Annotated in this window: 29 protein-coding genes; 9 read left to right on the forward strand and 20 right to left on the reverse strand. The window is 41.6% G+C overall.

Annotated elements, in window-relative coordinates; genetic code table 11:
- Nucleotides 1-264: 264 nt before the first annotated feature.
- From AC1DQW_RS21755 to AC1DQW_RS21770, 4 genes are all read right to left on the reverse strand, one after another.
- A complete protein-coding gene (locus tag AC1DQW_RS21755) occupies nt 265-423 on the reverse strand; it encodes a hypothetical protein (protein WP_477455987.1) in 159 nt (52 codons plus the stop codon).
- A gap of 184 nt (nt 424-607) precedes the next feature.
- Nucleotides 608-967 carry a hypothetical protein gene (locus AC1DQW_RS21760; protein WP_477455988.1) on the reverse strand — a complete coding sequence of 120 codons (360 nt, stop codon included), beginning with the start codon at nt 965-967 and terminating at the stop codon, nt 608-610.
- A complete protein-coding gene (locus AC1DQW_RS21765) occupies nt 964-1,605 on the reverse strand; it encodes a TNT domain-containing protein (RefSeq protein WP_477455989.1) in 642 nt (213 codons plus the stop codon). The genes AC1DQW_RS21760 and AC1DQW_RS21765 overlap by 4 nt, the downstream gene beginning before the upstream one ends.
- 266 nt (nt 1,606-1,871) lie before the next feature.
- Nucleotides 1,872-2,213 carry a HopJ type III effector protein gene (locus tag AC1DQW_RS21770; protein ID WP_477455990.1) on the reverse strand — a complete coding sequence of 114 codons (342 nt, stop codon included), beginning with the start codon at nt 2,211-2,213 and terminating at the stop codon, nt 1,872-1,874.
- A 312-nt stretch (nt 2,214-2,525) separates the two neighbouring features.
- Here AC1DQW_RS21770 and AC1DQW_RS21775 point away from each other — a divergent pair, with 312 nt between their 5' ends.
- The gene (locus AC1DQW_RS21775; RefSeq protein WP_477455991.1) at nt 2,526-2,801 is read left to right on the forward strand and encodes a DUF4342 domain-containing protein; all 276 of its coding nucleotides are present in this window, start codon (nt 2,526-2,528) and stop codon (nt 2,799-2,801) included.
- 112 nt (nt 2,802-2,913) lie between these two features.
- On the opposite strand, the gene AC1DQW_RS21780 is transcribed toward AC1DQW_RS21775, so the two are convergent.
- From AC1DQW_RS21780 to AC1DQW_RS21795, 4 genes are all read right to left on the reverse strand, one after another.
- A complete protein-coding gene (locus AC1DQW_RS21780; protein WP_477455992.1) occupies nt 2,914-3,522 on the reverse strand; it encodes a hypothetical protein in 609 nt (202 codons plus the stop codon).
- On the reverse strand, nt 3,519-5,675 hold the full coding sequence (locus tag AC1DQW_RS21785; RefSeq protein ID WP_477455993.1) for a xanthine dehydrogenase family protein molybdopterin-binding subunit: 2,157 nt from the start codon (nt 5,673-5,675) through the stop codon (nt 3,519-3,521). Before AC1DQW_RS21785 ends, AC1DQW_RS21780 begins: the two co-directional genes overlap by 4 nt.
- Nucleotides 5,672-6,142, reverse strand: a complete 471-nt coding sequence (locus AC1DQW_RS21790) for a (2Fe-2S)-binding protein (protein ID WP_477455994.1) — start codon at nt 6,140-6,142, stop codon at nt 5,672-5,674. Before AC1DQW_RS21790 ends, AC1DQW_RS21785 begins: the two co-directional genes overlap by 4 nt.
- 231 nt (nt 6,143-6,373) lie before the next feature.
- Nucleotides 6,374-7,075, reverse strand: coding sequence for a hypothetical protein (locus AC1DQW_RS21795; RefSeq protein WP_477455995.1), 702 nt, complete (start codon nt 7,073-7,075; stop codon nt 6,374-6,376).
- Between the two features lie 167 nt (nt 7,076-7,242).
- Here AC1DQW_RS21795 and AC1DQW_RS21800 point away from each other — a divergent pair, with 167 nt between their 5' ends.
- Nucleotides 7,243-7,998: a hypothetical protein gene (locus AC1DQW_RS21800; protein WP_477455996.1), complete on the forward strand. Its 756-nt coding sequence runs from the start codon at nt 7,243-7,245 to the stop codon at nt 7,996-7,998.
- Nucleotides 7,999-8,092: 94 nt separating this feature from the next.
- Here the strand turns inward: AC1DQW_RS21800 and AC1DQW_RS21805 are convergent, their stop codons facing one another.
- The 3 genes from AC1DQW_RS21805 to AC1DQW_RS21815 all read right to left on the reverse strand — a co-directional run bounded on the left by AC1DQW_RS21805 (nt 8,093) and on the right by AC1DQW_RS21815 (nt 10,906).
- The gene (locus tag AC1DQW_RS21805) at nt 8,093-9,988 is read right to left on the reverse strand and encodes an SPFH domain-containing protein (RefSeq protein WP_477455997.1); all 1,896 of its coding nucleotides are present in this window, start codon (nt 9,986-9,988) and stop codon (nt 8,093-8,095) included.
- Nucleotides 9,989-10,211: 223 nt separating this feature from the next.
- Nucleotides 10,212-10,613 carry a type II toxin-antitoxin system VapC family toxin gene (locus AC1DQW_RS21810; protein ID WP_477455998.1) on the reverse strand — a complete coding sequence of 134 codons (402 nt, stop codon included), beginning with the start codon at nt 10,611-10,613 and terminating at the stop codon, nt 10,212-10,214.
- A complete protein-coding gene (locus tag AC1DQW_RS21815) occupies nt 10,610-10,906 on the reverse strand; it encodes a type II toxin-antitoxin system Phd/YefM family antitoxin (RefSeq protein WP_477412102.1) in 297 nt (98 codons plus the stop codon). Before AC1DQW_RS21815 ends, AC1DQW_RS21810 begins: the two co-directional genes overlap by 4 nt.
- Before the next feature lie 109 nt (nt 10,907-11,015).
- On the opposite strand from AC1DQW_RS21815, the gene AC1DQW_RS21820 reads away from it, so the two are divergent.
- The 5 genes from AC1DQW_RS21820 to AC1DQW_RS21840 all read left to right on the forward strand — a co-directional run bounded on the left by AC1DQW_RS21820 (nt 11,016) and on the right by AC1DQW_RS21840 (nt 13,425).
- Complete coding sequence (locus AC1DQW_RS21820) at nt 11,016-11,174, forward strand: hypothetical protein (RefSeq protein WP_477455999.1); 159 nt, start codon at nt 11,016-11,018, stop codon at nt 11,172-11,174.
- Nucleotides 11,175-11,229: 55 nt separating this feature from the next.
- A complete protein-coding gene (locus tag AC1DQW_RS21825; RefSeq protein WP_477456000.1) occupies nt 11,230-11,637 on the forward strand; it encodes a hypothetical protein in 408 nt (135 codons plus the stop codon).
- A 202-nt stretch (nt 11,638-11,839) separates the two neighbouring features.
- Nucleotides 11,840-12,385: an RNA polymerase sigma factor gene (locus AC1DQW_RS21830; RefSeq protein ID WP_477456001.1), complete on the forward strand. Its 546-nt coding sequence runs from the start codon at nt 11,840-11,842 to the stop codon at nt 12,383-12,385.
- A complete protein-coding gene (locus AC1DQW_RS21835; RefSeq protein WP_477456002.1) occupies nt 12,366-12,638 on the forward strand; it encodes a hypothetical protein in 273 nt (90 codons plus the stop codon). The genes AC1DQW_RS21830 and AC1DQW_RS21835 overlap by 20 nt, the downstream gene beginning before the upstream one ends.
- A gap of 103 nt (nt 12,639-12,741) precedes the next feature.
- Nucleotides 12,742-13,425, forward strand: a complete 684-nt coding sequence (locus AC1DQW_RS21840; RefSeq protein WP_477456003.1) for a ClpP family protease — start codon at nt 12,742-12,744, stop codon at nt 13,423-13,425.
- A 134-nt stretch (nt 13,426-13,559) separates the two neighbouring features.
- On the opposite strand, the gene AC1DQW_RS21845 is transcribed toward AC1DQW_RS21840, so the two are convergent.
- The 5 genes from AC1DQW_RS21845 to AC1DQW_RS21865 all read right to left on the reverse strand — a co-directional run bounded on the left by AC1DQW_RS21845 (nt 13,560) and on the right by AC1DQW_RS21865 (nt 18,990).
- Nucleotides 13,560-14,786: a multidrug effflux MFS transporter gene (locus AC1DQW_RS21845; RefSeq protein ID WP_477456004.1), complete on the reverse strand. Its 1,227-nt coding sequence runs from the start codon at nt 14,784-14,786 to the stop codon at nt 13,560-13,562.
- 74 nt (nt 14,787-14,860) lie between these two features.
- Nucleotides 14,861-16,033, reverse strand: a complete 1,173-nt coding sequence (locus AC1DQW_RS21850; RefSeq protein ID WP_477456005.1) for a BamA/TamA family outer membrane protein — start codon at nt 16,031-16,033, stop codon at nt 14,861-14,863.
- Between the two features lie 258 nt (nt 16,034-16,291).
- Nucleotides 16,292-16,642, reverse strand: coding sequence for a glycine zipper domain-containing protein (locus AC1DQW_RS21855; RefSeq protein ID WP_477403840.1), 351 nt, complete (start codon nt 16,640-16,642; stop codon nt 16,292-16,294).
- Between the two features lie 211 nt (nt 16,643-16,853).
- The gene (locus AC1DQW_RS21860) at nt 16,854-17,666 is read right to left on the reverse strand and encodes an alpha/beta fold hydrolase (protein ID WP_477456006.1); all 813 of its coding nucleotides are present in this window, start codon (nt 17,664-17,666) and stop codon (nt 16,854-16,856) included.
- 7 nt (nt 17,667-17,673) lie between these two features.
- On the reverse strand, nt 17,674-18,990 hold the full coding sequence (locus AC1DQW_RS21865) for a gluconate:H+ symporter (protein ID WP_477456007.1): 1,317 nt from the start codon (nt 18,988-18,990) through the stop codon (nt 17,674-17,676).
- Nucleotides 18,991-19,383: 393 nt separating this feature from the next.
- Here AC1DQW_RS21865 and AC1DQW_RS21870 point away from each other — a divergent pair, with 393 nt between their 5' ends.
- Nucleotides 19,384-19,743, forward strand: coding sequence for a response regulator transcription factor (locus AC1DQW_RS21870; RefSeq protein WP_477456008.1), 360 nt, complete (start codon nt 19,384-19,386; stop codon nt 19,741-19,743).
- Between the two features lie 1,012 nt (nt 19,744-20,755).
- A complete protein-coding gene (locus AC1DQW_RS21875) occupies nt 20,756-21,127 on the forward strand; it encodes a response regulator (protein WP_477403848.1) in 372 nt (123 codons plus the stop codon).
- Nucleotides 21,128-21,195: 68 nt separating this feature from the next.
- Here the strand turns inward: AC1DQW_RS21875 and AC1DQW_RS21880 are convergent, their stop codons facing one another.
- From AC1DQW_RS21880 to AC1DQW_RS21895, 4 genes are all read right to left on the reverse strand, one after another.
- Nucleotides 21,196-21,378 carry a hypothetical protein gene (locus AC1DQW_RS21880; RefSeq protein WP_477456009.1) on the reverse strand — a complete coding sequence of 61 codons (183 nt, stop codon included), beginning with the start codon at nt 21,376-21,378 and terminating at the stop codon, nt 21,196-21,198.
- 64 nt (nt 21,379-21,442) lie between these two features.
- Nucleotides 21,443-21,565 (reverse strand): hypothetical protein, encoded by a 123-nt coding sequence (locus AC1DQW_RS21885; RefSeq protein ID WP_477456010.1) that lies wholly within the window; start codon nt 21,563-21,565, stop codon nt 21,443-21,445.
- A 72-nt stretch (nt 21,566-21,637) separates the two neighbouring features.
- Nucleotides 21,638-22,144, reverse strand: coding sequence for a GbsR/MarR family transcriptional regulator (locus tag AC1DQW_RS21890; RefSeq protein WP_477456011.1), 507 nt, complete (start codon nt 22,142-22,144; stop codon nt 21,638-21,640).
- 167 nt (nt 22,145-22,311) lie between these two features.
- On the reverse strand, nt 22,312-23,376 hold the full coding sequence (locus tag AC1DQW_RS21895) for a hypothetical protein (RefSeq protein WP_477456012.1): 1,065 nt from the start codon (nt 23,374-23,376) through the stop codon (nt 22,312-22,314).
- Nucleotides 23,377-23,614 lie beyond the last annotated feature (238 nt).

The following is a 23,614-nucleotide window of genomic DNA, read 5'->3' on the forward strand; positions in this document are numbered from 1 at the left end:
ACCCTGTAATACGGCCAATAGAACAAATAGTCCAAGGATGAGGTATTTACGCATGTGATTAAGGTTCGGTTAGTGCCAATAACGGCTAATTAGTTGGATACTAAAACTACTATAAATAGTTCTAATATTCAACTAATTATTTTAAATAAAAATAAGCTAAGTGATTTCACGCCCTTGGTTGATTCTCCAACTTCCAGCAGTGTTCTGCTTTGTATTACACCAAAAAAGCCGGTGGCCCGGCTTTAAAAATTATCTTAGTTTTAACTATTTTGCGTATTTTCTCGGTACAGGGAACTTCGCGAGTGTTTCACGTGCCTGCTCTGTCTTTTTTACCACATTCGGCGAATTGCTGTAATCTTTAACCTTCACATTTTTAGCGTCCGATGTGTTTTTTTCAGCTATGTAATGTGTATTTCGTGCCATATCTACACAAATATAAAATTTTACTTTCTGTTTGTTCTACACCAAGCTTTTACGTTTGATTAGCAGCGGTCCCATCACCCGTAAAACCCCTTCCTCCTCCTTCCCCAAGGAAGGAATCGCACATCCCCTGCTTTTATAATCTTCCGAACACCTATGGAAACAACTCTAACAACGGATTCGATAGCTAATCAACTATCCAAAAACCTTCCAGGTAGAGCATATAACGGCCGGGTTGAAATTCGCCGTAGGCAAAAACAACTATAGTATTACCTTTTTTATGATAATACAGCCTGAGGTTATTGCTGCCCTTATATAGGTTCAGGAAGCCGCCATCGGTAACAAAAGCTCCGGTTTTTTTAATGAATTCAAAGTCGGCGGCACTGATAGCGCCCTGTAGATCTTCGAGGGTATTATTGGCAAAGTCGTTCAGTTTTATGGCGTTGATCAGGCTGGTTTCACGGCTCAAATCGAATGTTTTGTGCAGTATCTCCTGTTCGGGGCCATCAAATATGAGCAACTTTGCCTTCTTATAATTGGTTATCATTTGGGCCGTTCTTTATCTTTTTGTTCGGCAATATACCCTCCTTTTTCCAGATCATTAATATTATAAGGTAATTCAAACTGGACACCTAAACCGGGCTTATCAAACCAGGGGATAATCTGACCTCTTTTTACACTGTCAATAGGTTTTACAATTTTATAAACCCTGTATGGCGATTGTAAGGTTTTATCGGGCAAAGCGCGTTTTGGAAACGGCACCCCTACAAATGATACAAAGGTACCCTTGTCCTGGAAAACACTGTCAGCATCGTAATAACCTCCATAGCGATCAACCAACAGGCCGGCCTGCAACGTAATCATTTTTAATGACAGGGCGCCACGGTTTGGGGGCCAGCCGCCATTGAGGTTGTTGGTACTAAAAAACTGCTGCAGTTGGGCCCATTTTTCGTGCTTCCATAATTGCCAGGCAGTTTTCGCAAGCGGCTTTTTGGTACTGTCGGCAAAATCGGCAACAGAGGCTACAAAAACACTAAACGAAACGCCGCGTACAAGGCTGTCGTTTTTTTGATGTTCCCTTCCTGAAGGGGCTACGTGTTTGTGTGTGTTTTTGGATTGCGCCGTTTGCGCATTGACAGCAAAAGGCAGCAGTACTGCCAACAGCAATATTCTTATTGTTTTCATAGGACAAGATATTTGGTTTATTAATTAGCTAAAGATAATATATGTAAATATTTTATCAATGCAAACCGGGATATTTATTTTTAATAATATGCTGGTGTTATTAAAAATATCAAGGCAGATGTGTTAACTATTGATCACAAAAACCCACCCCGCTGTTGGAAGCCTCTGACTTTGAACTACTATGCCTGTTTCTACGGGATGCTTAAACAAACAATAATTCTATATATCTGAATCTATACATGATTTTCGCTGACCCTAAACCGCTATTATTTCGCGGTCAGCGCCTCACCTTCAAAAACAACGCCAGGCCAGCCATGGGCCATAAACTGCCTGATATTTTGATGGTCTGCTGCGTCGGGATTAGCCAATACCGACTGGTAATGTTCGGCAAATAAATAAAGTGTATCTGCCGCGCTCAAGTTGTTGAGTTGGGCGCAGGCAAAAACTTTTGCACTCCCCTGGTTTTGTGTAGCCTGGTTATAAACATCACCATTTTTAAAGGCTGTTGGTTGATGATTGTAATACGTTTCAATCAATTTTATAACTTCGCTAAACAGCACCAGTCCTTGTTGGGATGCGGTAATTAACGTAAGTAGTTGCTCCTTCATTCAGAATAATTTTTCGCGAAAGTAAAAAAGAAAAATCAATTCCTGCGCAGGTCGGAGTCTCCGACGAACCCGACCGGGCAAATTGCGCATGATACGAATATCGGTATGTAATGCAGTAACGCTGGCTGTATCCCTATATAGACTAATATACTTATCAACTTCAGCGTATTGATTTAAAAGTACATTATAATAAAAAGATCTTTTAACGATCTTACTTTTCTTCGTGGTACCATCCTGCTTTTTGTAACAACATCAGCAAAGCTGAGTCAAAAAGGAAATAAGAACCCATTATTCACTTAATAAAACTTAATCATGACCATAAAAGAAACCTTTTACCTGCACGGCGATAACCTGCTTAAAAAAGTTAAAGAATTGATAGCAGAAGGTAATGTAAGAAAAATCACCATTACAGATCATGCCGGCAAAGAACTCATGACCTTCCCCTTAACAGTTGGCCTTATAGGTATTTTACTGGCGCCGGTACTTGCAGCCGTTGGCGCAGTGGCCGCCTTTGTTGGCGATTGTAGCATTACGGTTGAAAGGGACGGATCAAAAAGTGAAGACAAAGAAAAGAAGGAAGAGTTGTAAACTTTGCTTTTATTACTGATGTACTTGCCGTCGCGGGTGCGCGCCGACAAGTACATCATGTTTACCTACCTGTTTTTTCTCTTCTCCAAGTATTCCATTCGGCTTTTTGTTATTATTTAGCAGGAGCATATGCCCCTTTGGCTATCCATAATTTTACCTGCGCGCTAAAAGCGGTATGGCTAAGCGGCGGCAAAGTTCTGCCAACACCAGGGCGCCAGGCCCAGGATACTAAATCGTCTGAGGTCATATGCTCAATTAATTGTTGTTTGCTTCTGCCGCCATTCTGTTTGGGATCAAGCAATTGAAGAGCCAGCTGCCTCGGCGTTTTTCCCTGGAAAACCATCCGCATATTTGCGGGCGGTAATCCCCATTTTGGATTTCCCGGAGGAGCATGCAAGCCCGGCGCATTTTCGGCCTGGTGGCAATTGCTGCATTTCATGGCATATAAACCTTTGCCATCGGGTCCCCTTTTTACACCCATTGTATGCAGGTGACTGTCGTCGCCCTGCAAGGGGACATCACCGCTGGGGTGGCAGTTCATACAACGTGCGCTCTTCAGAACCCCGTATACAGACATAAATGCCCTGACAGAGCCTACGCTATCTTTTGGTGAACCCACAACCGCTGCATAAATGACCGGCTTTTCCTTAAATGACATTACAGTAACAGCAATTGTTGCCAATAGCAGCACCACGAAAATGAATGATTTTTTGCTTCTCATGAGATGTGGTTTAATGGCGTGTTCATGATTGGTAAATTATAGATGCGCTTGCCTGTTGCCGCAAATACGGCATTGGCGATAGCAGGCGCGGTTGGCGGCACAGCGCATTCTCCGGCACCACCCATTTTTTCATTGCTTTCAACAATATACACATCAATCTCCGGCGACTCATTCATACGGGCAATACGGTAATCATAAAAATTATTTTGTTGTAGTTGTCCTTTTTCAATAGTCAACTCACCATAAAGCGCCATGGTTAGGCCAAATATAATACCGCTTTCCATTTGCGCTTTTACCCCGTCGGGATTAACAGCAAGGCCACAGTCAATAGCGCAGGTTACTTTATGCACCCTTAGCTTCCCGTTATCAATACTTATTTCAGCAACCTGTGCCACATAGCTGCCAAAGGCCTCATGTACAGCAATTCCCTTATACCGGCCCTTTGGTAATTTATTATCCCATCCGGCTTTTTCTGCCGCCAGGTTTAAGGCTGCCAGGTGGCGTGGTGATTTCTGCAGCATTTTGCGCCGGTAAGCTACCGGGTCCTGCCCGGCTGCATGGGCTACCTCATCCAGCATGGTTTCCATCACGTAGGCCGTATGGGTATGTCCCACCGAGCGAAACCATAACACCGGCACAACTTCTTTAGTGGAATGTAAACCAACAAAATAATTGGGGACCGTTTCAAAATATGGTGAACCGGCAACACCCTCTACTGATGTAGCATCAACACCATCTTTGGATTCAAAAGGGGTACCCGCCATAATAGACTGGCCAACAATATTATGGCGCCATGCTACCGGCAAGCCGGATGAATCTAAACCAGCATTGATGCGATGCACAACCATTGGGCGGTAATAACCGCCTTTCATATCATCCTCGCGTGTCCAAACCATTTTTACAAATTTGCCGCTCGCTTTGGCTATGTGCACAGCTTCCGAAACAAAATCGGAAGTTATAGTAGCCCGGCGCCCAAAACCGCCGCCAAGGAACACCACGTTCATTGTTATTTGTCCGGGTTTCATGCCTAATATCCTGGCGGCCGCCGCCTGATCAATACCAGGCAGCTGGGTACCTGTCCATATTTCGCATTTATCATCACTTATTTTCACTGTGCAATTCTGCGGCTCCATAGGCGCATGGGCAAGGTAAGGGAAAACGTATTCGGCTTTTAATATTTTAGTGGCTTTAGCCAGGCCGTCGTCAACATTGCCTTTTTGTGCAGCCTTTAGTCCATCGGTATGGGCGAGTTTTTGGTAGGCGTCAACTTGTGTTTTGGTGCTTAAATTAGCGCCGGCTCCATCGTCCCAGGTTATTTGCAAAGCTTTACGTCCCTCGCTTGCCGCCCAAAAATGATCTGCGATCACTGCAATGCCTGTCGGAATTTCTACCACCTGTTTAACGCCCGGGACGGCTTTAGCACGGGAGGCGTCAAACGATTTTACCTTACCCCCAAATACAGGTGCATGGGCTACAACAGCAGTAAGCATGCCGGGAAACTGCATATCCATGCCAAACTTAGCCTGCCCGTTGGTTTTAACCGAAGCATCAAGACGTTTAACGCCTTTACCAATCAGTTTCCACTGCGCCGACGGTCTTAAGGTAACATTTTGAGGTACCGGCAACGTTGATGCTTCGGTAGCCAATTCGCCGTAACTTAATTTTTTTCCACCTGCGGTAACATAACCTCCACCTGTTGTACAGCTTTCAACTGTTACCCCGGTACGTTTGGCTGCAGCCTGGGTTAACATAACACGCGCGGTTGCTCCAGCCTTACGGTAACGGTCAAACTCCGACCAGGTAGAGCTGGACCCACCGGTAATCTGGATGCCATACACGGTATGATTATAATCTTTATCAACTCCGCTATGCATGACTTTAATGGTATTCCAGTCGGCATCTAATTCTTCTGCCAGGATCATGGGCAGTGTGGTCCAGATGCCCTGCCCCATTTCAACGTGACTTAATATTACCGTGATGCTATTGTCGGCACCAATACGCAAAAAGGCGTTGGGGGCAAAAGCGGTTGCAGCATCCTGTACCAGCAAACGATTGGCCTGTGGTATGGTAAAGGAGATCAGTAAGCCTCCGCTTAACACCGCGCCCGCTTTCAGAAAATTACGGCGGCTGATCGCTGTTTGTTGATCGCTCATGATTTACCTCCTTCTTTTTGCATTGTTGCAGCCTTATGTATAGCCTGCCTTATTCGCGGGTAGGTACCGCAACGACAAATATTACCCGACATGGCATCATCAATATCCTGATCGGTAGGATTAGGGTTTTCCCGGAGCAGCACCGCAGCTGACATCAATTGCCCCGATTGGCAATATCCGCATTGCGGCACATCAAACTCGACCCATGCTTTTTGCAAAGGATGATCGTTATTGAGTGACAGTCCTTCAATGGTGACTACGTTTTGCCCTTGCGCGCGGCTCACTTTGGTAACGCATGAGCGTACAGCCTCGCCATTTAAATGAACGGTGCATGCGCCGCATTGAGCAACGCCGCAGCCAAACTTGGTGCCGGTAAGGCCTAACAGATCCCTGAGTACCCACAGCAGCGGCATATCGGGGCTGGCGTCTACCTGATACGATTTATCATTAACTTTTAATGTGATCATAAGCGGTAAAATAAGTAGAAAACAATTGGTGTATACTAAGTTAAGAAAATATTTTGCTTACTTTTGATGTTTTTCACCATAAGTATTTGGAAGATTTTTTATTTCTCTCAACGGGATAATCTACGCACATCTTTTTGTTTTGAAATTACTGGTTTCGGTTTGCATAGTTAATCCTTAAAGCATTTTATCCACAGACAAGCTTTTTGACCGCTTGTTAAACTGCTTGCAGCATTATTGTTCCAGCTGCGTATTCCTTTTATCCGCAGGTATTTTCAGGAAAGCTTTATAATTGGTATCAAGATAAACCAAAAGGTTAAAATCTTTACTGAAGTAGACCCCGGGCGATGGCGTGTACAAAACTAAAAAGTCGTCCATATCCTTACCTTTTAAAGGCAGGTATTTGGATATATAATCGGCATTAAAAACTTTGGCAATTTCGTCCTGCTGTTCCTGGTCTTTCAAAAATTCAGCTTGTTTAGCTTTTCTTTTTTCGTCCTTTTTAAAGTAATGGATTCTTAATGCTATTCCCCCTTTGTAGTTTCCATATTTTTCATCCCGTTGATAAACCATTGTTTGGTTATGATACTCGGGAGCCAGGAATGATCCCGTATGTATAGCTTCGGTCGCGGTTACATTTACCTCGTTAAGCATATTATGCCGGGGCGTTAGGAATATTTCAAGCGGCTTATTACCGGTAAGTAAAACCGTATCCGATTTGTAAAAATAACCGCTAAACACCAACAATTCGCCGGCCTTACCCTCTATACTAAATGCGCCCGATTTATTGGTGATCGTGAATTTGCGGTTGCTTAAATTTTCAACTTTTATACTTTGCAGCACCACACGCGTTTTATTCTCATATACTACCCCGTTTTGCACACTTTGGCCAAATGCAATTGCTGCTGTTGTACTGCAAAGGAATAATAAAAGCAAATGTTTAAGCATCTATAAAAATAATCATAAAATTTAAACTGCAATTACACCTAACAGCATTTAACAAAAATTAACAACTTATATAATAAGTTAAATTTTTGTTACATAACGATCAAAATTTTATAAGCAGATATTATTTATATTCGCTAACCCTAATCCAAAACCTAATGCCTGATATAAATCCATTTTTTAACCGGTATAAAACATTAAGGAATGCCGAATTGCTTACTGTTATTATTAACCCGGATAATTATCATCCCCTGGCCCTTGAGGCCGCTCATATAGAACTAAATAACAGACAGCTGACCCCCGAACAGCTTGAACTGCTTTATATCGACATTGAAGCCGCCGAACAGCAAAACAACATTCATCAGCAAAAAACAGCCCGGATAGGTCAGTCCATAGTTAACTTTCTAAACCCACTATCAGCAGCATTACCGTCCGTATCAAAATATATTAACATAATTACTATTATCGCAGCTGCCCTGTATATAGTGGCTTTGGTATTTGGTGGTAAATTAATGTTAACCGCCCTGTTTAACCCCGCTTTTTACAGCCCGTTTTTCTTTTATTCATCTATCCCCTATTTACTGCTCCCGGTAGGAATCTTACTTTTCGGGTTACGAAAAAAAGCCGGATGGCTAATATTATGCCTAATATCAACTTATAAGGCTATAGAATTACTTATCATTTATAAAAAAGAGATCGGCTTTAAACTGGATAGCCAATTTGGTTCAGAAATTACCGATACAAGGCTGGTAATATCTGGCATTGTAATTTTGGTTACGTTATTTGTTGCCGTATCCGTTTGCCGTGCCGATATCAGGGGCGTATACAAAGTAAGTAACAGGGCAAAAGTACTTACTATTGCCCTGGCTGCCGGCTGGGTGATATTTGATATGTTTAAACTTTTTAAGGCATAGCACAAAAGGTGCACCCTAAGATGCACCTTTTATAAAACCGTCATTGTTATAACGATGGTTCATTTACTACTCACCATTCACTACTCACCATTCACTACTCACCATTCACTACCCCTCCACTCACAGCACCATCTTCATTAGCCTTCTGTAGCTTTCTGAGCATTTCGCTGCCTATAAGGGCATCTATCATGCCGTTACCGCCGCCATCTTTACCGCTTACCAGTATTTCTGGCACCAGTTTAATACCATTGCTGGCAAGAGCTTCGGCTACACGTACTATGGCGTATTGCTCGGTACCCATGGCTTCGGTTTTCTGTTTGGTTACTTCAGCTTCGGCCATACCTATGGCTTTAATTTTGGCACCTTCGGCCAAACCGTTCACCTCTGTTGCGTTGGCATCGGCTTTGGCGTTCACTGTTTTGGCTTCGGCATCAGCTTTGGCTATTGTAATCTTAACTTCGGCATCAGCCTTGGCGTTAATGGTTTTGGCTTCGGCTTCACCACGTGAGGCGGCAACCCTTGATGCTGCCATCTGGGTATTGATCTCTACCTGGCGGGTTGATTTTACAACCTCCGGCTGCATATCTGCACCGGCCCTGGCGCTTTCAAACTCCTTACGCTCAATTTGCGCGTGGCGTTGTATTTCGTAAGTCACTTTTTCCTGCTCGGCTATTTTACGGTCGGTAAGGGTTTTCATTAAAGCAGCTGGCGGCACTATATCGCCTATCAGTGTATCCACACCTATTACGTTGTAAGTTTGCAGTACCGTACTGATATGTTCTTTAGCATCATTTTGCCTTTGTATACGGTTAGCCAAAAAGCCTATCACATCACTCCTTTGTGCCGAGTTACGGAAATAGTTGGCAATGGTAGGTTCCAGCACCTGCGATACCAGATTTTTCATTTTACCAAAACGGGCTATTACTTTTGGCGCTTCGTTACGGGGTACGTGTATAATTTGCGATACATCCAAATTGAATGTAAAACCATCGCTTGATCTTACGGTAATTGTGCACAGGTTTTTATCCAGCTCATGCGCTTCTGTGCGGCTATCGGCCCAGTTTAATACAATGTTGGTAGTTGGCACAATTTCTACCGCGTGGGTATATATGTTTACAGGGTGTTTACCGGGGTCAAGCGGTTCTTCCCAAACACCCTTTTCGTTACGTTTTACAATATTCCCGTGCTTAAAGGCATCGCCGCTGGTGTCTTTACCTTCGGGCCCAACAAAGGAGTTTACCACACCTACATAACCAATAGGAATGTAAACCATATCCACCTGCTCTACAATTACAAACCAGGGGTTTAGGTAATAAGTACCGGCCAGTATCACATCCTCCTGCAAACCTTTACGACCGCCAGCGTTAATAAACGCTATCGGATCCTGGAAGTTTTTATGACCATCAACCGAGTAGCCGGCAATTTCGCCCTTTGCCAATGGTTCACCATCAAGCGTGGTAATAACACCCACCTTGTTTTCCTGGATCTGGGTAATCGGCACCATCACAATCTCGAACAAAAAGGTGTTGATACGGTAACTACCCGGCGTAAGGAAAGCAGCCTGCGGGCCTTTCTGCCCGTTGTTATCCAAAAACGCTATCGCATCCTGGAATTTGTCGCAGTTTACCGGTTTACCCAGTACCCTACCGGTGTCCAGGATGGCTCCATCTTTCGCCTTCACCAGTCCCAGTTTGTTTTGCTCAATAATGGTAAAAGGCTCCATGGTAATACCGTACTGCCATGGCCACATGCCCCAATACAAACCTGGCGCAAGCGCTTTGGCCTGCATACCGGCCTCGCCGGCGGTGGCAATAATACGGCCATCTGGCAGGCGTGATTTACCCGATAAGGTGAACTTTTTTACCACCAGGCCAATACGGTCGTCGGGGACTATCACCATACCAAAAAACACCCGTAAAACAAACTTGTACATTACAAGCACCAGAATTACAGGCACAGCCCAAAATAACATCGCAATTGAATTGTTCATTTTTTAAAAGATTTAGAATTTTTATTTTTTGATTTTTAACGGAACCCTTAAGGTGCGGGCCCTCACAAATAACATATAGCTTAAACTGGATTGGAGTACCTTGGCTATATAGTGTCATTAAGACAGTTGCAATTACAGGATGTTACAATTATTTTAAAAAATATTTTTAATATTTCGGATGCCGGATGTGTGATTTCGGATTTATTACTTGTATTTATTTGATTTATAGCCAAATTAACTTAAGGCCAACAGATTTATATTGAGCTACATTTTTATCCTTACTAAGCAGTGTTAAGTTATTGGTAATAGCCTGCCATATCAGCATCCTATCAAAGGGATCGCGGTGCCAATCTGCATTCAATTGATGATATCCGGATGATTCCGATGGCAGGAGCGGTAGTAAACTAAACCCGGTTTCTTCGGCATGTTTCGGCAGATCATCTGGGGTTACTCCATTTAAATCCAGCTTTCCTAACGAGTATTTTACCGATATCTCCCAAAACGTTACTGCGCTTACAAAAACTTCGTTATTCGCATCTTCCAGAATAGTAATCACTTTGGATGATAGTTTTTTCTGATCTGATATTGCCCACAATAAGGTGTGGGCATCAAGTAGAAAACTCATCCTAACAATTCCTCCTCCGTCATTCTGAAGTCTTGTTTAAAACTTACTTTTACCTTGCCTTCTAATAAACCAAGTTTTCGTTTTGGTTTTAAAAGCTGCGACTCTGGTAAAAAGTAGCCGACAATTTCCTTTTTCTTGCCGTAAGTAACAGCAAAACCCACTCCGGCTTTAACCTGTTCCAACACTTCCGCAAAATGCGATTTAAATTCTCCAACAGTCATTGTTTTCATCCTACCATTCTTTTTACAATAATACATTTTACTTGACAAGTTGTCAAGTAAAATTCTCTTCATTTTATTAAAACTATTTATAATCTTTAGTAAAATCCGATACTTTTAGCAATTGCAAACAATTTTAAACCCTCATGAGTTTAAATAATAACATCATTAAAACCCTACGATCATGGCAACGCCAGCATCAAATAAAACCGTGACTAAAAAAACAGTCCCCGGTACCAATAAATCGGACAAACAGGAACTTAAAACCGACTTCCCGATGAGCGAAAAAGATGAAGTAAAAAAAGCCGAGGAACGAATGAGAAAGCAAATGAAGGGCAAATAATTTTCTGTTTATTTCGGCGACAATTTTATAGCTTAGGCAAACAATTAAAACCGTTATGATTAAACATAGCTTTTTATTGCTGGCTGTTGTATTACTGTTCATCACAGCTTGCAAGCCTTCAGTGTCGGTTACTACTCTTACCGGTAAATGGAAATACGTGAAGGTAGAACATCCCAATGCCAGTCCGCCCGATACCATGAAAAAGGCCGAGCTGGATGAGGTTGTTCCCTATATTCAATTTACCCCCGAAATGAAGTTCCTGATAGTATGGGGAGGTAAATTCCTGGCGCATGGTATTTATACCCTTAATGGCAGCAATATGAACATAACAGAAGTACTGCCCGATGGCAAAACCCGCAATTATGTTTTCACCGTATCGGAGCTAACCGAGAGCAAGATCATTTTCGAAACCACCGGGGCAGACGGCTCCAAGGTGACAGCCTTGAGGGCGAGTAAGTTTTGATTTATTGTTGCGTGGTTCGTGTTGCGTGGTTCGTGTGGTGTGGTTCGTATAATTTAGCATCACTTTGGTGACATCCAAAAGTCCTTTGTCTTTCGTCCAAAAGTCTTTTGTCCAAAAACCCTTGTTCCTTGTTCAAAAAATCTTTTCTCCCAAAAAGGTGATATATCTTCCTTAACTTGCACATAGTAATAAACAGTAAACAATGGATGCGGTTAAATTACAGGAGCAAGCAGCAAAAAGGCAGGAGCTTTTTATCGGCTTATACAAAAAGGTATTCCCAGCGGTGGCAAAGTACGTGGCTAAATGCGGCGGATCATTTGATGAGGCCAGGGACGTTTTCCAGGATGCTTTGCTGAGCTATTATGAAAAAACACGATCGGCTGGTTTAGCCATCAACAACAGCGATGGCGCCTATATTTATGGCACCGCCAGGTATTTGTGGCTCAAACGCTATAAAGAAGGCAAACAAACATCCCCCTTAAATGAAGCGGATACAGCAAACACTACTGCCGAGATTGTAACCGTTCCCGATGAAAACAAACTACTCAGCTTCCTGGAGACAGCCGGTAAGCGTTGTATGGAACTCCTCCGCTCCTTTTATTACGATAAGCTCCCGATGACGGAAGTGGCGCAAACGTTCGGCTTTTCGGGTGTACGCTCGGCAACAGTGCAGAAATATAAATGCATCGAAAAAGTTAGGGAAACAGTTAAACAAAAAGCATTAACGTATGAGGACTTCCTTAAATAACATAGCCTATATAGAAGCCCACCTGCTTAAAACGCAGCAACCCGGCGATGCCTTGTTGTTTGATGCAAAACTATTGCTGGATCATGACCTGCAGGTTGATACAGTGGCCCAAAAGCAGGTTTATACTTTAGTGCAGCAATATGGCCGCAGGCAGTTAAAACAAGAGATAGAAGCCGTGCACCAGCAACTATTTACCCAACCCGAACACATGAGCTTTAAACAAAAAATAGCCCGATTATTTTTCAGGTCATGAGTCGGTAGTTTTAAGTCGTTATAAATCAATGATCAAAATGACAACCTTAGACTAAAGGTTACCGACCTGGGGCTCTGAACTTAAAACAAAAACCAAAATTTTTATGAATATCGATAAACAGGAATTCCGCAAATATGCGGTCATGCACCATGCTATTGCCGGTTCGCAGGTAGATAGCTACATTTCAGGGGTCGAAAAAAATATGCTGCCCACAGCCATGACTCCCTACATTACCGAAGAGCGCGAAATGCGTGTTGCCCAGATGGACGTGTTCTCGCGCCTTATGATGGACCGGATCATTTTCATGGGCCAGGCGGTTGATGATAACGTGGCCAATATCATCCAGGCTCAATTGCTTTTTCTGCAGTCAACCGATGCAAAAAAGGATATCCAGATGTATATCAACTCGCCTGGTGGTTCGGTATATGCAGGCTTAGGTATTTATGATACCATGCATTTCATCAGTCCGGATGTGGCAACCATTTGCACAGGGATGGCCTTATCAATGGGGGCGGTATTACTTTGCGGCGGTGCCGTAGGCAAGCGGGCGGCATTACGGCATTCCCGGGTAATGCTACACCAGCCATCGGGCGGGGCGCAGGGTATGGCCTCTGATATCGAGATAGCATCCCGCCAGGTGCTCAAAATAAAGCAGGAGCTTTACGAGATTATTGCCAAACACAGCGGCCAGCCTTATGAAAAAGTATATGAGGTATCAGACCGTGATTACTGGATGATAGCCGACGAGGCTAAAGAGTTTGGGATAATTGATGAGGTATTAGTGTAATTAGGTGTGCAGATATGCAAATTTCAAATGTGCAGATAACGCGTTAACGAAACCCTGAATGGTCAGATTTATAAGTCATGCTGAATTTTGTTTCAGCATGACTTACTACGGTTGATTTTTTTCTTATGAAGCTATCAATGCGCCGTCACAGCCACCCCTGCCACAGCCTCTACTTTGTTTTTAATAAACCTCCTGCCAATAACCAATACCAATAAGGCCACTATGGATGAAGCCGCCATTACCCCTGCCATTGGCAAGGTAGTTTGGCTTTTTATCAATGTAATACCTACTGATGCCAGCGAACCTACAGCCATTTGAAAAGCTCCCAAAAGTGCAGAAGCCGAACCGGCGTTTTTTGTGAATGGCGCCAGCGACAAGGCTGATGTATTGGGGCTGCAAATCCCTATGCAGCATAAAACCCCAAATATTACGGCTATAGTGCCGCCCATACCAAACCAGCCATTTAACGATCCTACCAAAAACACAACAGAAATAATTACCATGCAGATGAGGAAAGTGTTTACGAGTTGCTCGCTGCTGTATCTTCTCACCAGCATGCTGTTAACCTGGCTCGACCCAATAAAACCTATCGAAAGGCCGGCAAAGATCCACCCAAAAGTTTTCTCGCTCACTTTAAATACCTCTATAAATACAATGGGCGATGAGGATACATATGCAAACAAACCGGCAAATGCAAAAGCCCCGCTTATGGCATAGGTGAAAAACTGCGGCTCTTTTATTACCTCCAAAAAATTATTGATGATGGGTTTTGGTTTTAAGGAGAATGAGGGATCGGGCTGGTAGCTTTCGGGTAAAAAGAATATTACGGCTAATAAAATCAATACGGCTATAATAGTGAGGATTAAAAATATAACCTGCCACTCAAACGCGGCTGTTATGTAGCTGCCAACAGTAGGTGCAATCATTGGGGATGCCCCAAGTACCAATATCAGCAAGGCAAATACTTTGGCATTATCCTTCACCGGGAACAGATCGCGCACCATGGTCATGGCAGCTACTCCTGCTGCGCAGCTGCCCACCGCCTGGAAAAACCGCATAATGATCAGCATCTCCAGCGAGGTGGAAAAAAAGCAGCCGATAGATGTTATAATGTACAAGCATAGCCCAAAATACAAAGGTTTTTTACGGCCGAACCTATCAAGCAAAGGGCCATACAATAACTGCCCGGCCGAGATACCGATAAAAAAGCTGGAAAGCGACAGGGCCACCTCATCGGTGCTGGTGTGCAGGTATTTTGCTATCGCCTTAAAACCGGGCAGGTACATGTCTATAGAAAAAGGCCCTAAAGCGGTAAGCGAACCTAATATGAGGATTAAAAAAAAGTATCGCTTTTTGGTCATATGTTGTTAGTAGATGGCCGATTGACCATGGTTAATGGATTAAATACGGGCCAAAGATACCACTAACTACGGACTTAAAAAGTTTCGCCCAAATTAAGGTTTATTGAAGAATAGTTGCGGCTTACTCCATAATCGAGACTGATATTTGTACCCGATTTTTTGTTAAATTTAAACCTAAGCCCCGTACCACCAGCCGGGTGCCAAAAGGTAAATTTCATATTATCGGGCTCGGTTACGGAGTTTACATTGGCAAATAAAACAAAGCCAAGCAAGCCATTACGGGTTATATCGCGGCGGTATTCGGTTTCAAAATAGGCAAGACGCTGGCCGCGGTAACGGTTTTGCTTAAACCCACGCCCCGATCGCTGGTAAGGTTCCCAACCTAAACTGGGCAGGTTAAGGTAGGGGGTTCCTGGTGTTAGCGATGTCCAATAGTACGACCAAAATGCCAGCACATTTTTAGGCCCCGAATTGGTTAGCGAAACGTACTTACGCACATCGATATATAATGATTGCCAGTTGGTATGGCTGCCCAACAGCCTGGTATTAAACCTGTACGATACATTGGCATAAACTCCAGGCAGTGGGTCTATTGAATTTTTACGGGTATCATACAATAAGTTTAAAGTTGCCCCTGATGAAAACGCATCCTGGTTTGTAGCTGTACCGTATTTGTAATTGGCAAAATTACGCAGGTTATTGTTGCCCTGGCTTTCCATATCTACGTAGTAATCCAGGTTGTACCCTACCCCAGCATAAAAATATGGTTTTATTTTTTTAAGCACAGTTTGGTAAAAACGAACATAGTTATACTCTACCAAAAACTTATGATCTTCGGGCATATTGCCACCAAGGCCCCAGGTATATTGTGGGTAAACCAGTAAACGGGTATCGCCTACAATATTCCATTCGTTATTATTAAGCCATATGTTTGATCTGATGGGCAAGCCATAACGGCCTTTTAAATTAAAATAAGGCGTGAATGTAAAACTCGAAAGGTTTGTTGTCGTTAGGTCGCCAAGGTAAAAACCAGCTGTAGTTGAAGTAAACAACGCCCTGCCGCCGCTTCGCCCATCTGAAGAAGATATGGGCAAAAATGAAAAATAAATTTTCTTTTTTTCGATAGCTGATATCTTCCTAGGCTTAATACTAAACACGGATCTGAAGACATCTATCAGGTCTCGCTGCTTAACAGTATCAGCTCTGTTTTTAGTAGTATCAGCAACAGGCGTGAAACTTTGCGCCATTGCGGCATAAGAAATTAAACAAAATAATAATGCTATAAACGCTTTACCCATTATACATTAAACGGAATACTTAAATATGCAATTTGGTATTTTTAACAGTTAACACAAATGCTTTAACGAATAATTCGCTTTTTAAGCATGCAACAAAATTTATTTTCTCCCGATCCTTTTACCAGGTCCTGCGCCTTAAGATAACAATAAAAAGCCCGCGATTAACATAACCGCAGGCTTACCAGGCTATTTTAACCTTTTTTAACTTTATTGGTATTTAACCGTAGTAACGGTAGTGGTTTTGGTATATGGGCGATGATGCCTTGGGTGGGCACGGCGCCAGGCAATACGGCGCGCACGTTCTTTCTTCTCCCTGGCCCTGCGGGTTTCATTTCCAATAATGTAACCTCCTCCTGCACCAATTGCACCGCCAATTAAAGCCCCGCCTACGTTATGGCCAACTAAGCCTCCAACAACGGCGCCGCCGGCACCGCCTATAATAGCCCCTTTTCCCTGATCGCTGATTCCCTTTTTCTTTGTAGTTTGTGCCTGTATGTTTGATGCAAACGTAAGCAGGAACGCAAAAAACAGGCAAGTGAATATGATTAACTTTTTCATAAAAATATTATCTGGTAAGTGTTATAAAATATACCGGGTAACACCTATACAAATAACAAGCCGAAATGCAGATGGCGGCAAGCCGGTCCCAGCTGGCAAACAGCGATTAAAGACAGCCAACAATGCGTAACGACAAGCTTGTCAGATGGTTGACTACCGAACAAAGATAACTGGAAGTTGCCTTCGATTACTTACCAACTGCAGAAACAAGCTATTTCAAAAACGCAAGTACTGTATCAGAAAACTGGACACTTTTACCGGCAACATTATGATCGCCGGGGATGTAGGTTAATTTTGATCCGGGAATAGCCTGCTGAAGCCCTTCTTCAGATCCACCATCTTTATCCTCGGTTCCACAAATAATTTGCACAGGTATTTTCACTTTAGCAAGTTGCTGTTTACTGGTTGAAGGCTGGTACTTTTGCTGAAGCATTAATGCGGTAACATCAAATAATGGATTACTATGAATGTATTTGATCATGCCATCCACATCATGAAAAGTTGTATCGCCCATCAATGCTTTATAAGCATGCACCCGCCTTGGCCAATCGGGGTTAGTATAGGCATCGCCCATACCTCCCATTACCAGTTTTTGCACCCTTTTATCTAAAACCAAAATACGCGATGCAATGATAGAACCCCGCGAGTAACCCACCACATTATATTTTTTGATACCTAAACTGCTTACCAAACCCATAATATCCTTTGCCTCGGCATCGTTGGCATACCCGGCATCGGTATGAGGCTTGTCCGACCGGCCATTGCCCCGCTGATCAAGTATGATCACTTTATAACCGGCATTCAGCAGATTGTTAAACAATGGACCATTCTTCCAGCCCTGCCCGGTACCCGAAAAGCCGTGGATCAGCAAAACCGGAAAACCATCACCCTTAACCTCGTAATAGATTTTTGTACCATCAAATGAGGTGTAATAACCACCTGTCACAGCCTCCTGCGCATAATTAACACTGCTAAGGGTTAACAATAGCAGTAAAGCAGTTATGGATTTAAAGATCTCTTTCATTGGGTCATTATTTTACAAACTGGTTAATAATTAATACCCCGGCCAAACCGACCACCGAAACCAATGTTTCCATCATAGACCATGATTTGATGGTATCTTTTATACTAAGGTTAAAATATTCTTTATATAGCCAAAATCCCGAATCATTCACGTGTGAAAACGCGAGGCTGCCTGCGCCTATGGAAAGCACCATCAGGTTAGGGTTTACATGATTTTGCACTACTAAGGACACTACAATGCCCGCGGCGGTTAATCCCGCTACGGTGGCCGAGCCTAAGCTAACGCGAATTATTGCGGCTATAACCCAACCCAAAACTAAAGGCGGTAAATTAAAGGTCTGCAATTGGGTAGCTATCTGGCTGCTTACACCACTGGCAGTTAATACTTCTTTAAATGCACCAGAGCCGGCAATAATGAGCATTATCAACGCAATGTCTTTTATAGCATCGGTATAGTTTACAGCCAGCTGGCTCATTTTTTTTCCCTGTTTAATGCCCAGGGTGTAGGTAGCTACAATAAGAGCTATCAGCATAACAATAGACGGATCGCCAAGGAAGGCAAAAACTTTTAACAGATCTTTATTTTTGATACCCAGGTATGGTAAAAAAGCGGTAAGCATTAACAGCATAACCGGCAGTAAGGCAGTAAAAAAACTATTTGCCGCCCCGGGCAATTTATCGGCGGGCAATTCCTCGGCCCTGAATGTGGCAAGCGGTTCTGATGGTATTTTTTTTAAGAATTGAGCAAATACCGGCCCGGCTAATATAATAGCAGGTATGGCTATCATTAACCCATAAATAAAGGTAGTAGCCATATTTGCATGAAACAGCACCACCAGCGCCGATGGTGAAGGGTGCGGCGGCAAAAACCCATGTGTAACCGATAAGGAAGCCAGCATAGGTAAACCAATGTATACAGCCGGTAGTTTATACTTATACACTACCGAAAATATGAGCGGCACCATGAGCACAAAGCCAATACCATAAAACAGGGGGATACCTATAATAAAACCGGCGGTAACCAGCGCCCATTGAATGTATTTTTCGCCAACGGCTTTAACCAGTACTTCGGCAATTTTTTGGGCAGCGCCGCTTACTGCTACCAGTTTACCCAGCATAGCGCCCAGGCAAATAATAATGAGCAGTTGCCCCAAAATATCGCCCATACCCTTTTGTACCGATGCTGTAACCTTATTTATAGGGATACCCAGCATTAAACCGGCAGCTATTGAAACGATAAGAAAGGCGATAAAGGGATTTAGCTTAACCCAGCTTACCAATAAAACAAGCAGGATAATACAAACAAGAATAATTAATAGTGCCATTACATCAAACTGTTATACTTTTAGGGAGGTAGCTTTATTACAAAACAAAATGTTACCCGCCTAAAGTAATAACAATATTTGAGTTTAAGATTTATAATAGGCAAACCTTTTTAATACGCTTGCACAAACAAAATAATTACTGCCCACTTAATTATTCGTTAAAAACAAAATTGCTTCGGCCATATTAATCGCATTGTAATAATTACTTAATTAAAACAAAAATGTTACTCAAAAATCACGTCCATTTACCATTCATTAATTAAAATATTTTAAATTTGTGTGCTGATTTATCCGATAAATTTTAGCTCATGCCACTACCCCTTAAATTGTTCGGATAATTTTTCAGCACTTACTTAGATACATTTTCGGCCTTTTCACTTTTTAATGCTTTTTATGTCAAAACGTATTTTGGTATTAGATGATAACCAGGACATTTTGGAAATTGTTCATGAAACCCTTACTTATGAGCAATTTGAGGTAATCAGCACAGCTGATAGCCTGGAGGTACTACCGCTGATTGAAAAATTTGCTCCTAACCTTATTATATTAGATTACCGTGTTGCGGGCACAAATGGCGGCGAAATTTGTAAGAGCATTAAGCTTCACCCCAAATTTTGCGACATTCCGGTTATCATTTTTTCAGCTTATTTAAGTAACGAAGATCATCAGCTAACCTACGGCTGCGATGGCATTATTAATAAACCCTTTGACCTTATTGAACTTGTTGAGAAGGTTAATAACCTGATAAAATAAGGTTTAGGCCAACAGCTGTAAAACTATTTCCTTACAGCACTTTTTTAACACCTTTTGATTAAAATTGATAAGTATTTAAAAAAAGCGACTAAAAAAAGCTTTTATTAAAACAATTTCAATTTAACCATTAAAATAATTATAATTACATAATAATTAATCCCAATAGTTAAAATATTGGCAATCTTCATATCTTTGTTTAGTAATTTTAAACAGTGCGTTAAATACAATAAACCCCTGATTGTATTATGGTTTTATCAGCAAATAATCCGCAAACAGGCAGTACCAGGCAAAAAAAGCTTCCGGTCTGCCCCAAATGTAAAACAGAGCTCGATAACCGGGTTCCAAGAGGTTTTTTTGCAAAAAATATATTATTTTTTCTCCCCCTAAAACGATACGTTTGTTATAGATGTCAACGTAAACGCTACCTTCTTGGTTAAATAATTTAACCACAAGCATATACACACATACGTTTAGGTACTATTTTAAATGTTTTATACCTGTTTATACAAAGGTATCTTTACTTTCGTCGCCTTATCAATTTTATGGCAGGCGATCAGGATCATAGCGTAAAAACAAGAAAAGTATATTATTGTGGAAAATGTGGAGCCCCATTCCATTTCCAGATGCACAGAGGATGGTTTGCTAAAAAGTTTTTGTTTTTTTTACCGATAAGAAAGTACTTCTGCGCCAAATGCAAAAAACCAAGCTATATATTTACCGATAAAAGCGAATAGCACCAACCGATGGCTTATTAGTTATTTCCCCTATGATTTGGTGAGTACTTTTTTGCACAGAGCCCCTTTTTAAACGCTACAATTAATAATTATTAAAAAAAAAGTTACACTGTTTCTCATAAAACTGTGTATAAATCAAATATTATTCTCGTTTCAAAGCACTTATCAATAAACTTGGTATAACATTTGCTTTGTTCTTAACATAAAATATAATCAGGCATTAGCTAATATTTAATTAGGGATAAAGCATATAATTAAAGACAGAAAAGGATAATAAAATGAGAAGGATATTAGCAGTGGATGATGACAATGATATATTGGAAGTTTTACAATATATACTTGAAGATTCTGGCTACGAAGTTGAAACATTATCAAACGGGCACAACTTATTTGCCAAAATAAGGGAGCACCAGCCAGACCTAATACTACTGGATATTATGCTTGGCGGTTTAGACGGGCGCGAATTGTGCCGACACCTTAAATCGGTTAAAGAAACGCATGATATACCTGTTATCCTAATTTCTGCAAGTCATTACGTTTCGCTAAGTTCATTAAGTCAGGATGGAAGTCCAGATGACTTTATAGCCAAACCATTTGATATTGATGTTTTGCTGCGAAGTATAAAAAGACAGTTAAATACAGCAGCTTAAACAAGTTCATTTTATAAAACAAAAAAGCAGGTGCGTTTGCAACCTGCTTTTTTGTTTTATAAATCTATTTAAATATTAACATTAAAAGCTTTATCCCTTTTGGCGCGGTTACGTAACTTAAAAAACACTACCAGGTTTAAAAAGTGCATAGCCCCTAATATCAGGATGATCCAGCCTAATTTGTAGCTCAATACCTCAACCACTACCTGGCTATTTGGTATACCGCCGGTTTCTTTCAGGGCCAAACTCATGTAACCTATATTGATAAGGTAAAAACCAACCACCAATAGCTTGTTTACAGAATCGGCCAGTTCATTATTGCCGTGAAAAATCTACCAGGAAAATGCGCCCGTTTTTAAATAATACCCTGGCAACCCATACTGTTAATGCAATGCTTACCAACAGGTAAACAAGGTAAGTTAAAATAAAGTAGTTCATGATTGTGTGATTTTTATTATATATAAATTATTGAATTTTCAGAAAAAAATGAAATATAAAATTAAAAAAATATTACTTGAATATTTTAAATATTGAACCAAAAAACCAGCTCTCTTCGGCTTTCAGCATAGTTTCTAAGGTCTTGTTCACGTTTTTTGCCAGCTTACTAATATCCGCTACCGATGTTTTAAAAGTTTTATAAGCCGGATCTTTTTCATCCCCTTTAACCTCTGATAACTGCGAGAGTATTTTTAAAACGGGATCAAGCTCGCGTTTTTTACGCTCTTCGGCTACCCGGCGGGCAATTGTCCAGGTGTCTTTTTCGGCGTAAAAAAACTCCTTGCGCTCTCCTGTTTTATGTTGCTTTTCAACCAGGCCCCAGTCAATCAAATCGCGCAGGGTCATGTTGGCATTACCACGGGATATGCTCAATTCGGCCATCACTTCCTCGGTAGTTAAAGCTTCTGGCGAAACCAACAGCAACGCATGTACCTGGGCCATAGTGCGGTTTATTCCCCACTCCGATCCCAACTTACCCCAGGCCTCAATAAACTTAAGCTTTCCTTCTGCCAATTCCATGTACAAATATAAATAAGTTTTTAAACTTTCAAAAATAAATGAAAGAAAAATAAATGTGCAAATTTCAAATTACAGATGTGCAAATGATTTTTTGAATTATCCTTAATTTATCGTCAAAGTACTATTGCTCTTGTAATCACATTTTTTTCATCTGCACATCCGCACATCTACCTTCCCAGCTCTTTATCAATCTTTTTATCCCACTGCTCCTGTACATAGTGGTTAATTCCATGGTTGGTTTCATCGTCGTATTGCTTTTGCATATCGTTCATCTCCTTAAACGAATCAAAGTATTGTACATTAATTGGTCCGTCATAATTTTCAACAGTTAGCTTTTCTTTTAGTAACTGCTTTTTAAAGTGCATGGCAACTATTTTCACAATATCAAAATGCCGTTGCTCGTGGTTAAGGTTGTATGCGGTTTGCGCGCCCTCCTTTACCCAGCACGCACTTTTAGGGAGGTAAGCCTTAAGACTCAAATGAACATTAATTATCCCCTTCACAATCTCAACCTCCTCGGCATAACCAAAACTCGGAAAAACCTCGGCCTCGAATTTACTTGCAGGGGGCCTTTGTTGAAAATCGCTCCATTTTATTGGTCTTTTAGCCGAGTAATAAATGGTATCTCCTTCGGGCTGTTCGGTATAATCGGTAAAAACAAGCTTTACTCCTTTTACCAGCTTTATATTGGTATCAGCTTCTTTGTTTATCCAGGTATTAAAGTAGATGAGTCCGCTTTGAATAGCGTTACTTAACATCCCTCCCACGTCCATTTGCTGCGCAGAAGTACGCGTATAGTTTGAGCTTGCTTTATAGCCAATCAGTTGTATATCATTCTCACCTCTCCGCAGGGTAAAGGAAAAAACAACATTTAGTTTTCCATTAACCCTTCCTCCGGCCTGCAACGTTTCATCCAACTGTAGTTTTTTTATATGGATAATTATGGCGCGTGATGCTTTGTTCGTTACCAGGTTTCTGCTGGTGAATTGCCTGATAGCTAATGAGGCACCATCTTTCAGATCAAGCGTATACTTTGGCGTAGTTTCGTTTATTAGCCCGGCAGGAAGTAACCTGGCTATAACACTCCGGTCATCCCGTTCATCTACAACATCGGCTATATGAAATTCTGTTGCCGAAAATAAAAATTGCTGATCATTTAAAACAATTGGGCCGCTTATTTTTTGTGCTTTACAAAACACCGGGAAAAGCAAAAAAGCAATTAATGTTATCATCCTTTTTGCAGGAGATAAGCTACAGCTGTTTATCAGGATTATAGCAAAAATCAAACAACACATACAGTAAAAAATGTCATTCATCACTTTTAATGTTTAAAAAAAAATGCAGCAAATTACAGTAATTCCTTATTTTTGGTCCAATCGTCCGGCGGTTGTAGATCGTCATCAATTTTAAAGTTTTCCACACACATATCATCTTTAGTATTACCTTCGTTAATAAAAGTGTTTTCCACAT

This window comes from Mucilaginibacter sp. P5_A4 (genome assembly GCF_056400605.1).

Bases quoted from the DNA above. Each gene is read 5' to 3' on its own strand.
- AC1DQW_RS21765 (WP_477455989.1), bottom strand. From the start codon at position 1,605: ATGAAAACAATAAGAATATTGCTGTTGGCAGTACTGCTGCCTTTTGCT.
- AC1DQW_RS21790 (WP_477455994.1), bottom strand. From the start codon at position 6,142: ATGATCACATTAAAAGTTAATGATAAATCGTATCAGGTAGACGCCAGC.
- AC1DQW_RS21830 (WP_477456001.1), top strand. From the start codon at position 11,840: ATGGATGCGGTTAAATTACAGGAGCAAGCAGCAAAAAGGCAGGAGCTT.
- AC1DQW_RS21810 (WP_477455998.1), bottom strand. From the start codon at position 10,613: ATGAGTTTTCTACTTGATGCCCACACCTTATTGTGGGCAATATCAGAT.
- AC1DQW_RS21835 (WP_477456002.1), top strand. From the start codon at position 12,366: ATGAGGACTTCCTTAAATAACATAGCCTATATAGAAGCCCACCTGCTT.
- AC1DQW_RS21880 (WP_477456009.1), bottom strand. From the start codon at position 21,378: ATGAGTTTGGCCCTGAAAGAAACCGGCGGTATACCAAATAGCCAGGTA.
- AC1DQW_RS21780 (WP_477455992.1), bottom strand. From the start codon at position 3,522: ATGAGAAGCAAAAAATCATTCATTTTCGTGGTGCTGCTATTGGCAACA.
- AC1DQW_RS21875 (WP_477403848.1), top strand. From the start codon at position 20,756: ATGAGAAGGATATTAGCAGTGGATGATGACAATGATATATTGGAAGTT.
- AC1DQW_RS21845 (WP_477456004.1), bottom strand. From the start codon at position 14,786: ATGACCAAAAAGCGATACTTTTTTTTAATCCTCATATTAGGTTCGCTT.
- AC1DQW_RS21825 (WP_477456000.1), top strand. From the start codon at position 11,230: ATGATTAAACATAGCTTTTTATTGCTGGCTGTTGTATTACTGTTCATC.
- AC1DQW_RS21865 (WP_477456007.1), bottom strand. From the start codon at position 18,990: ATGGCACTATTAATTATTCTTGTTTGTATTATCCTGCTTGTTTTATTG.
- AC1DQW_RS21775 (WP_477455991.1), top strand. From the start codon at position 2,526: ATGACCATAAAAGAAACCTTTTACCTGCACGGCGATAACCTGCTTAAA.
- AC1DQW_RS21885 (WP_477456010.1), bottom strand. From the start codon at position 21,565: ATGAACTACTTTATTTTAACTTACCTTGTTTACCTGTTGGTAAGCATT.
- AC1DQW_RS21840 (WP_477456003.1), top strand. From the start codon at position 12,742: ATGAATATCGATAAACAGGAATTCCGCAAATATGCGGTCATGCACCAT.
- AC1DQW_RS21785 (WP_477455993.1), bottom strand. From the start codon at position 5,675: ATGAGCGATCAACAAACAGCGATCAGCCGCCGTAATTTTCTGAAAGCG.
- AC1DQW_RS21855 (WP_477403840.1), bottom strand. From the start codon at position 16,642: ATGAAAAAGTTAATCATATTCACTTGCCTGTTTTTTGCGTTCCTGCTT.
- AC1DQW_RS21890 (WP_477456011.1), bottom strand. From the start codon at position 22,144: ATGGAATTGGCAGAAGGAAAGCTTAAGTTTATTGAGGCCTGGGGTAAG.
- AC1DQW_RS21820 (WP_477455999.1), top strand. From the start codon at position 11,016: ATGGCAACGCCAGCATCAAATAAAACCGTGACTAAAAAAACAGTCCCC.
- AC1DQW_RS21800 (WP_477455996.1), top strand. From the start codon at position 7,243: ATGCCTGATATAAATCCATTTTTTAACCGGTATAAAACATTAAGGAAT.
- AC1DQW_RS21815 (WP_477412102.1), bottom strand. From the start codon at position 10,906: ATGAAGAGAATTTTACTTGACAACTTGTCAAGTAAAATGTATTATTGT.
- AC1DQW_RS21805 (WP_477455997.1), bottom strand. From the start codon at position 9,988: ATGAACAATTCAATTGCGATGTTATTTTGGGCTGTGCCTGTAATTCTG.
- AC1DQW_RS21870 (WP_477456008.1), top strand. From the start codon at position 19,384: ATGTCAAAACGTATTTTGGTATTAGATGATAACCAGGACATTTTGGAA.
- AC1DQW_RS21760 (WP_477455988.1), bottom strand. From the start codon at position 967: ATGATAACCAATTATAAGAAGGCAAAGTTGCTCATATTTGATGGCCCC.
- AC1DQW_RS21770 (WP_477455990.1), bottom strand. From the start codon at position 2,213: ATGAAGGAGCAACTACTTACGTTAATTACCGCATCCCAACAAGGACTG.
- AC1DQW_RS21850 (WP_477456005.1), bottom strand. From the start codon at position 16,033: ATGGCGCAAAGTTTCACGCCTGTTGCTGATACTACTAAAAACAGAGCT.
- AC1DQW_RS21755 (WP_477455987.1), bottom strand. From the start codon at position 423: ATGGCACGAAATACACATTACATAGCTGAAAAAAACACATCGGACGCT.
- AC1DQW_RS21860 (WP_477456006.1), bottom strand. From the start codon at position 17,666: ATGAAAGAGATCTTTAAATCCATAACTGCTTTACTGCTATTGTTAACC.
- AC1DQW_RS21895 (WP_477456012.1), bottom strand. From the start codon at position 23,376: ATGATAACATTAATTGCTTTTTTGCTTTTCCCGGTGTTTTGTAAAGCA.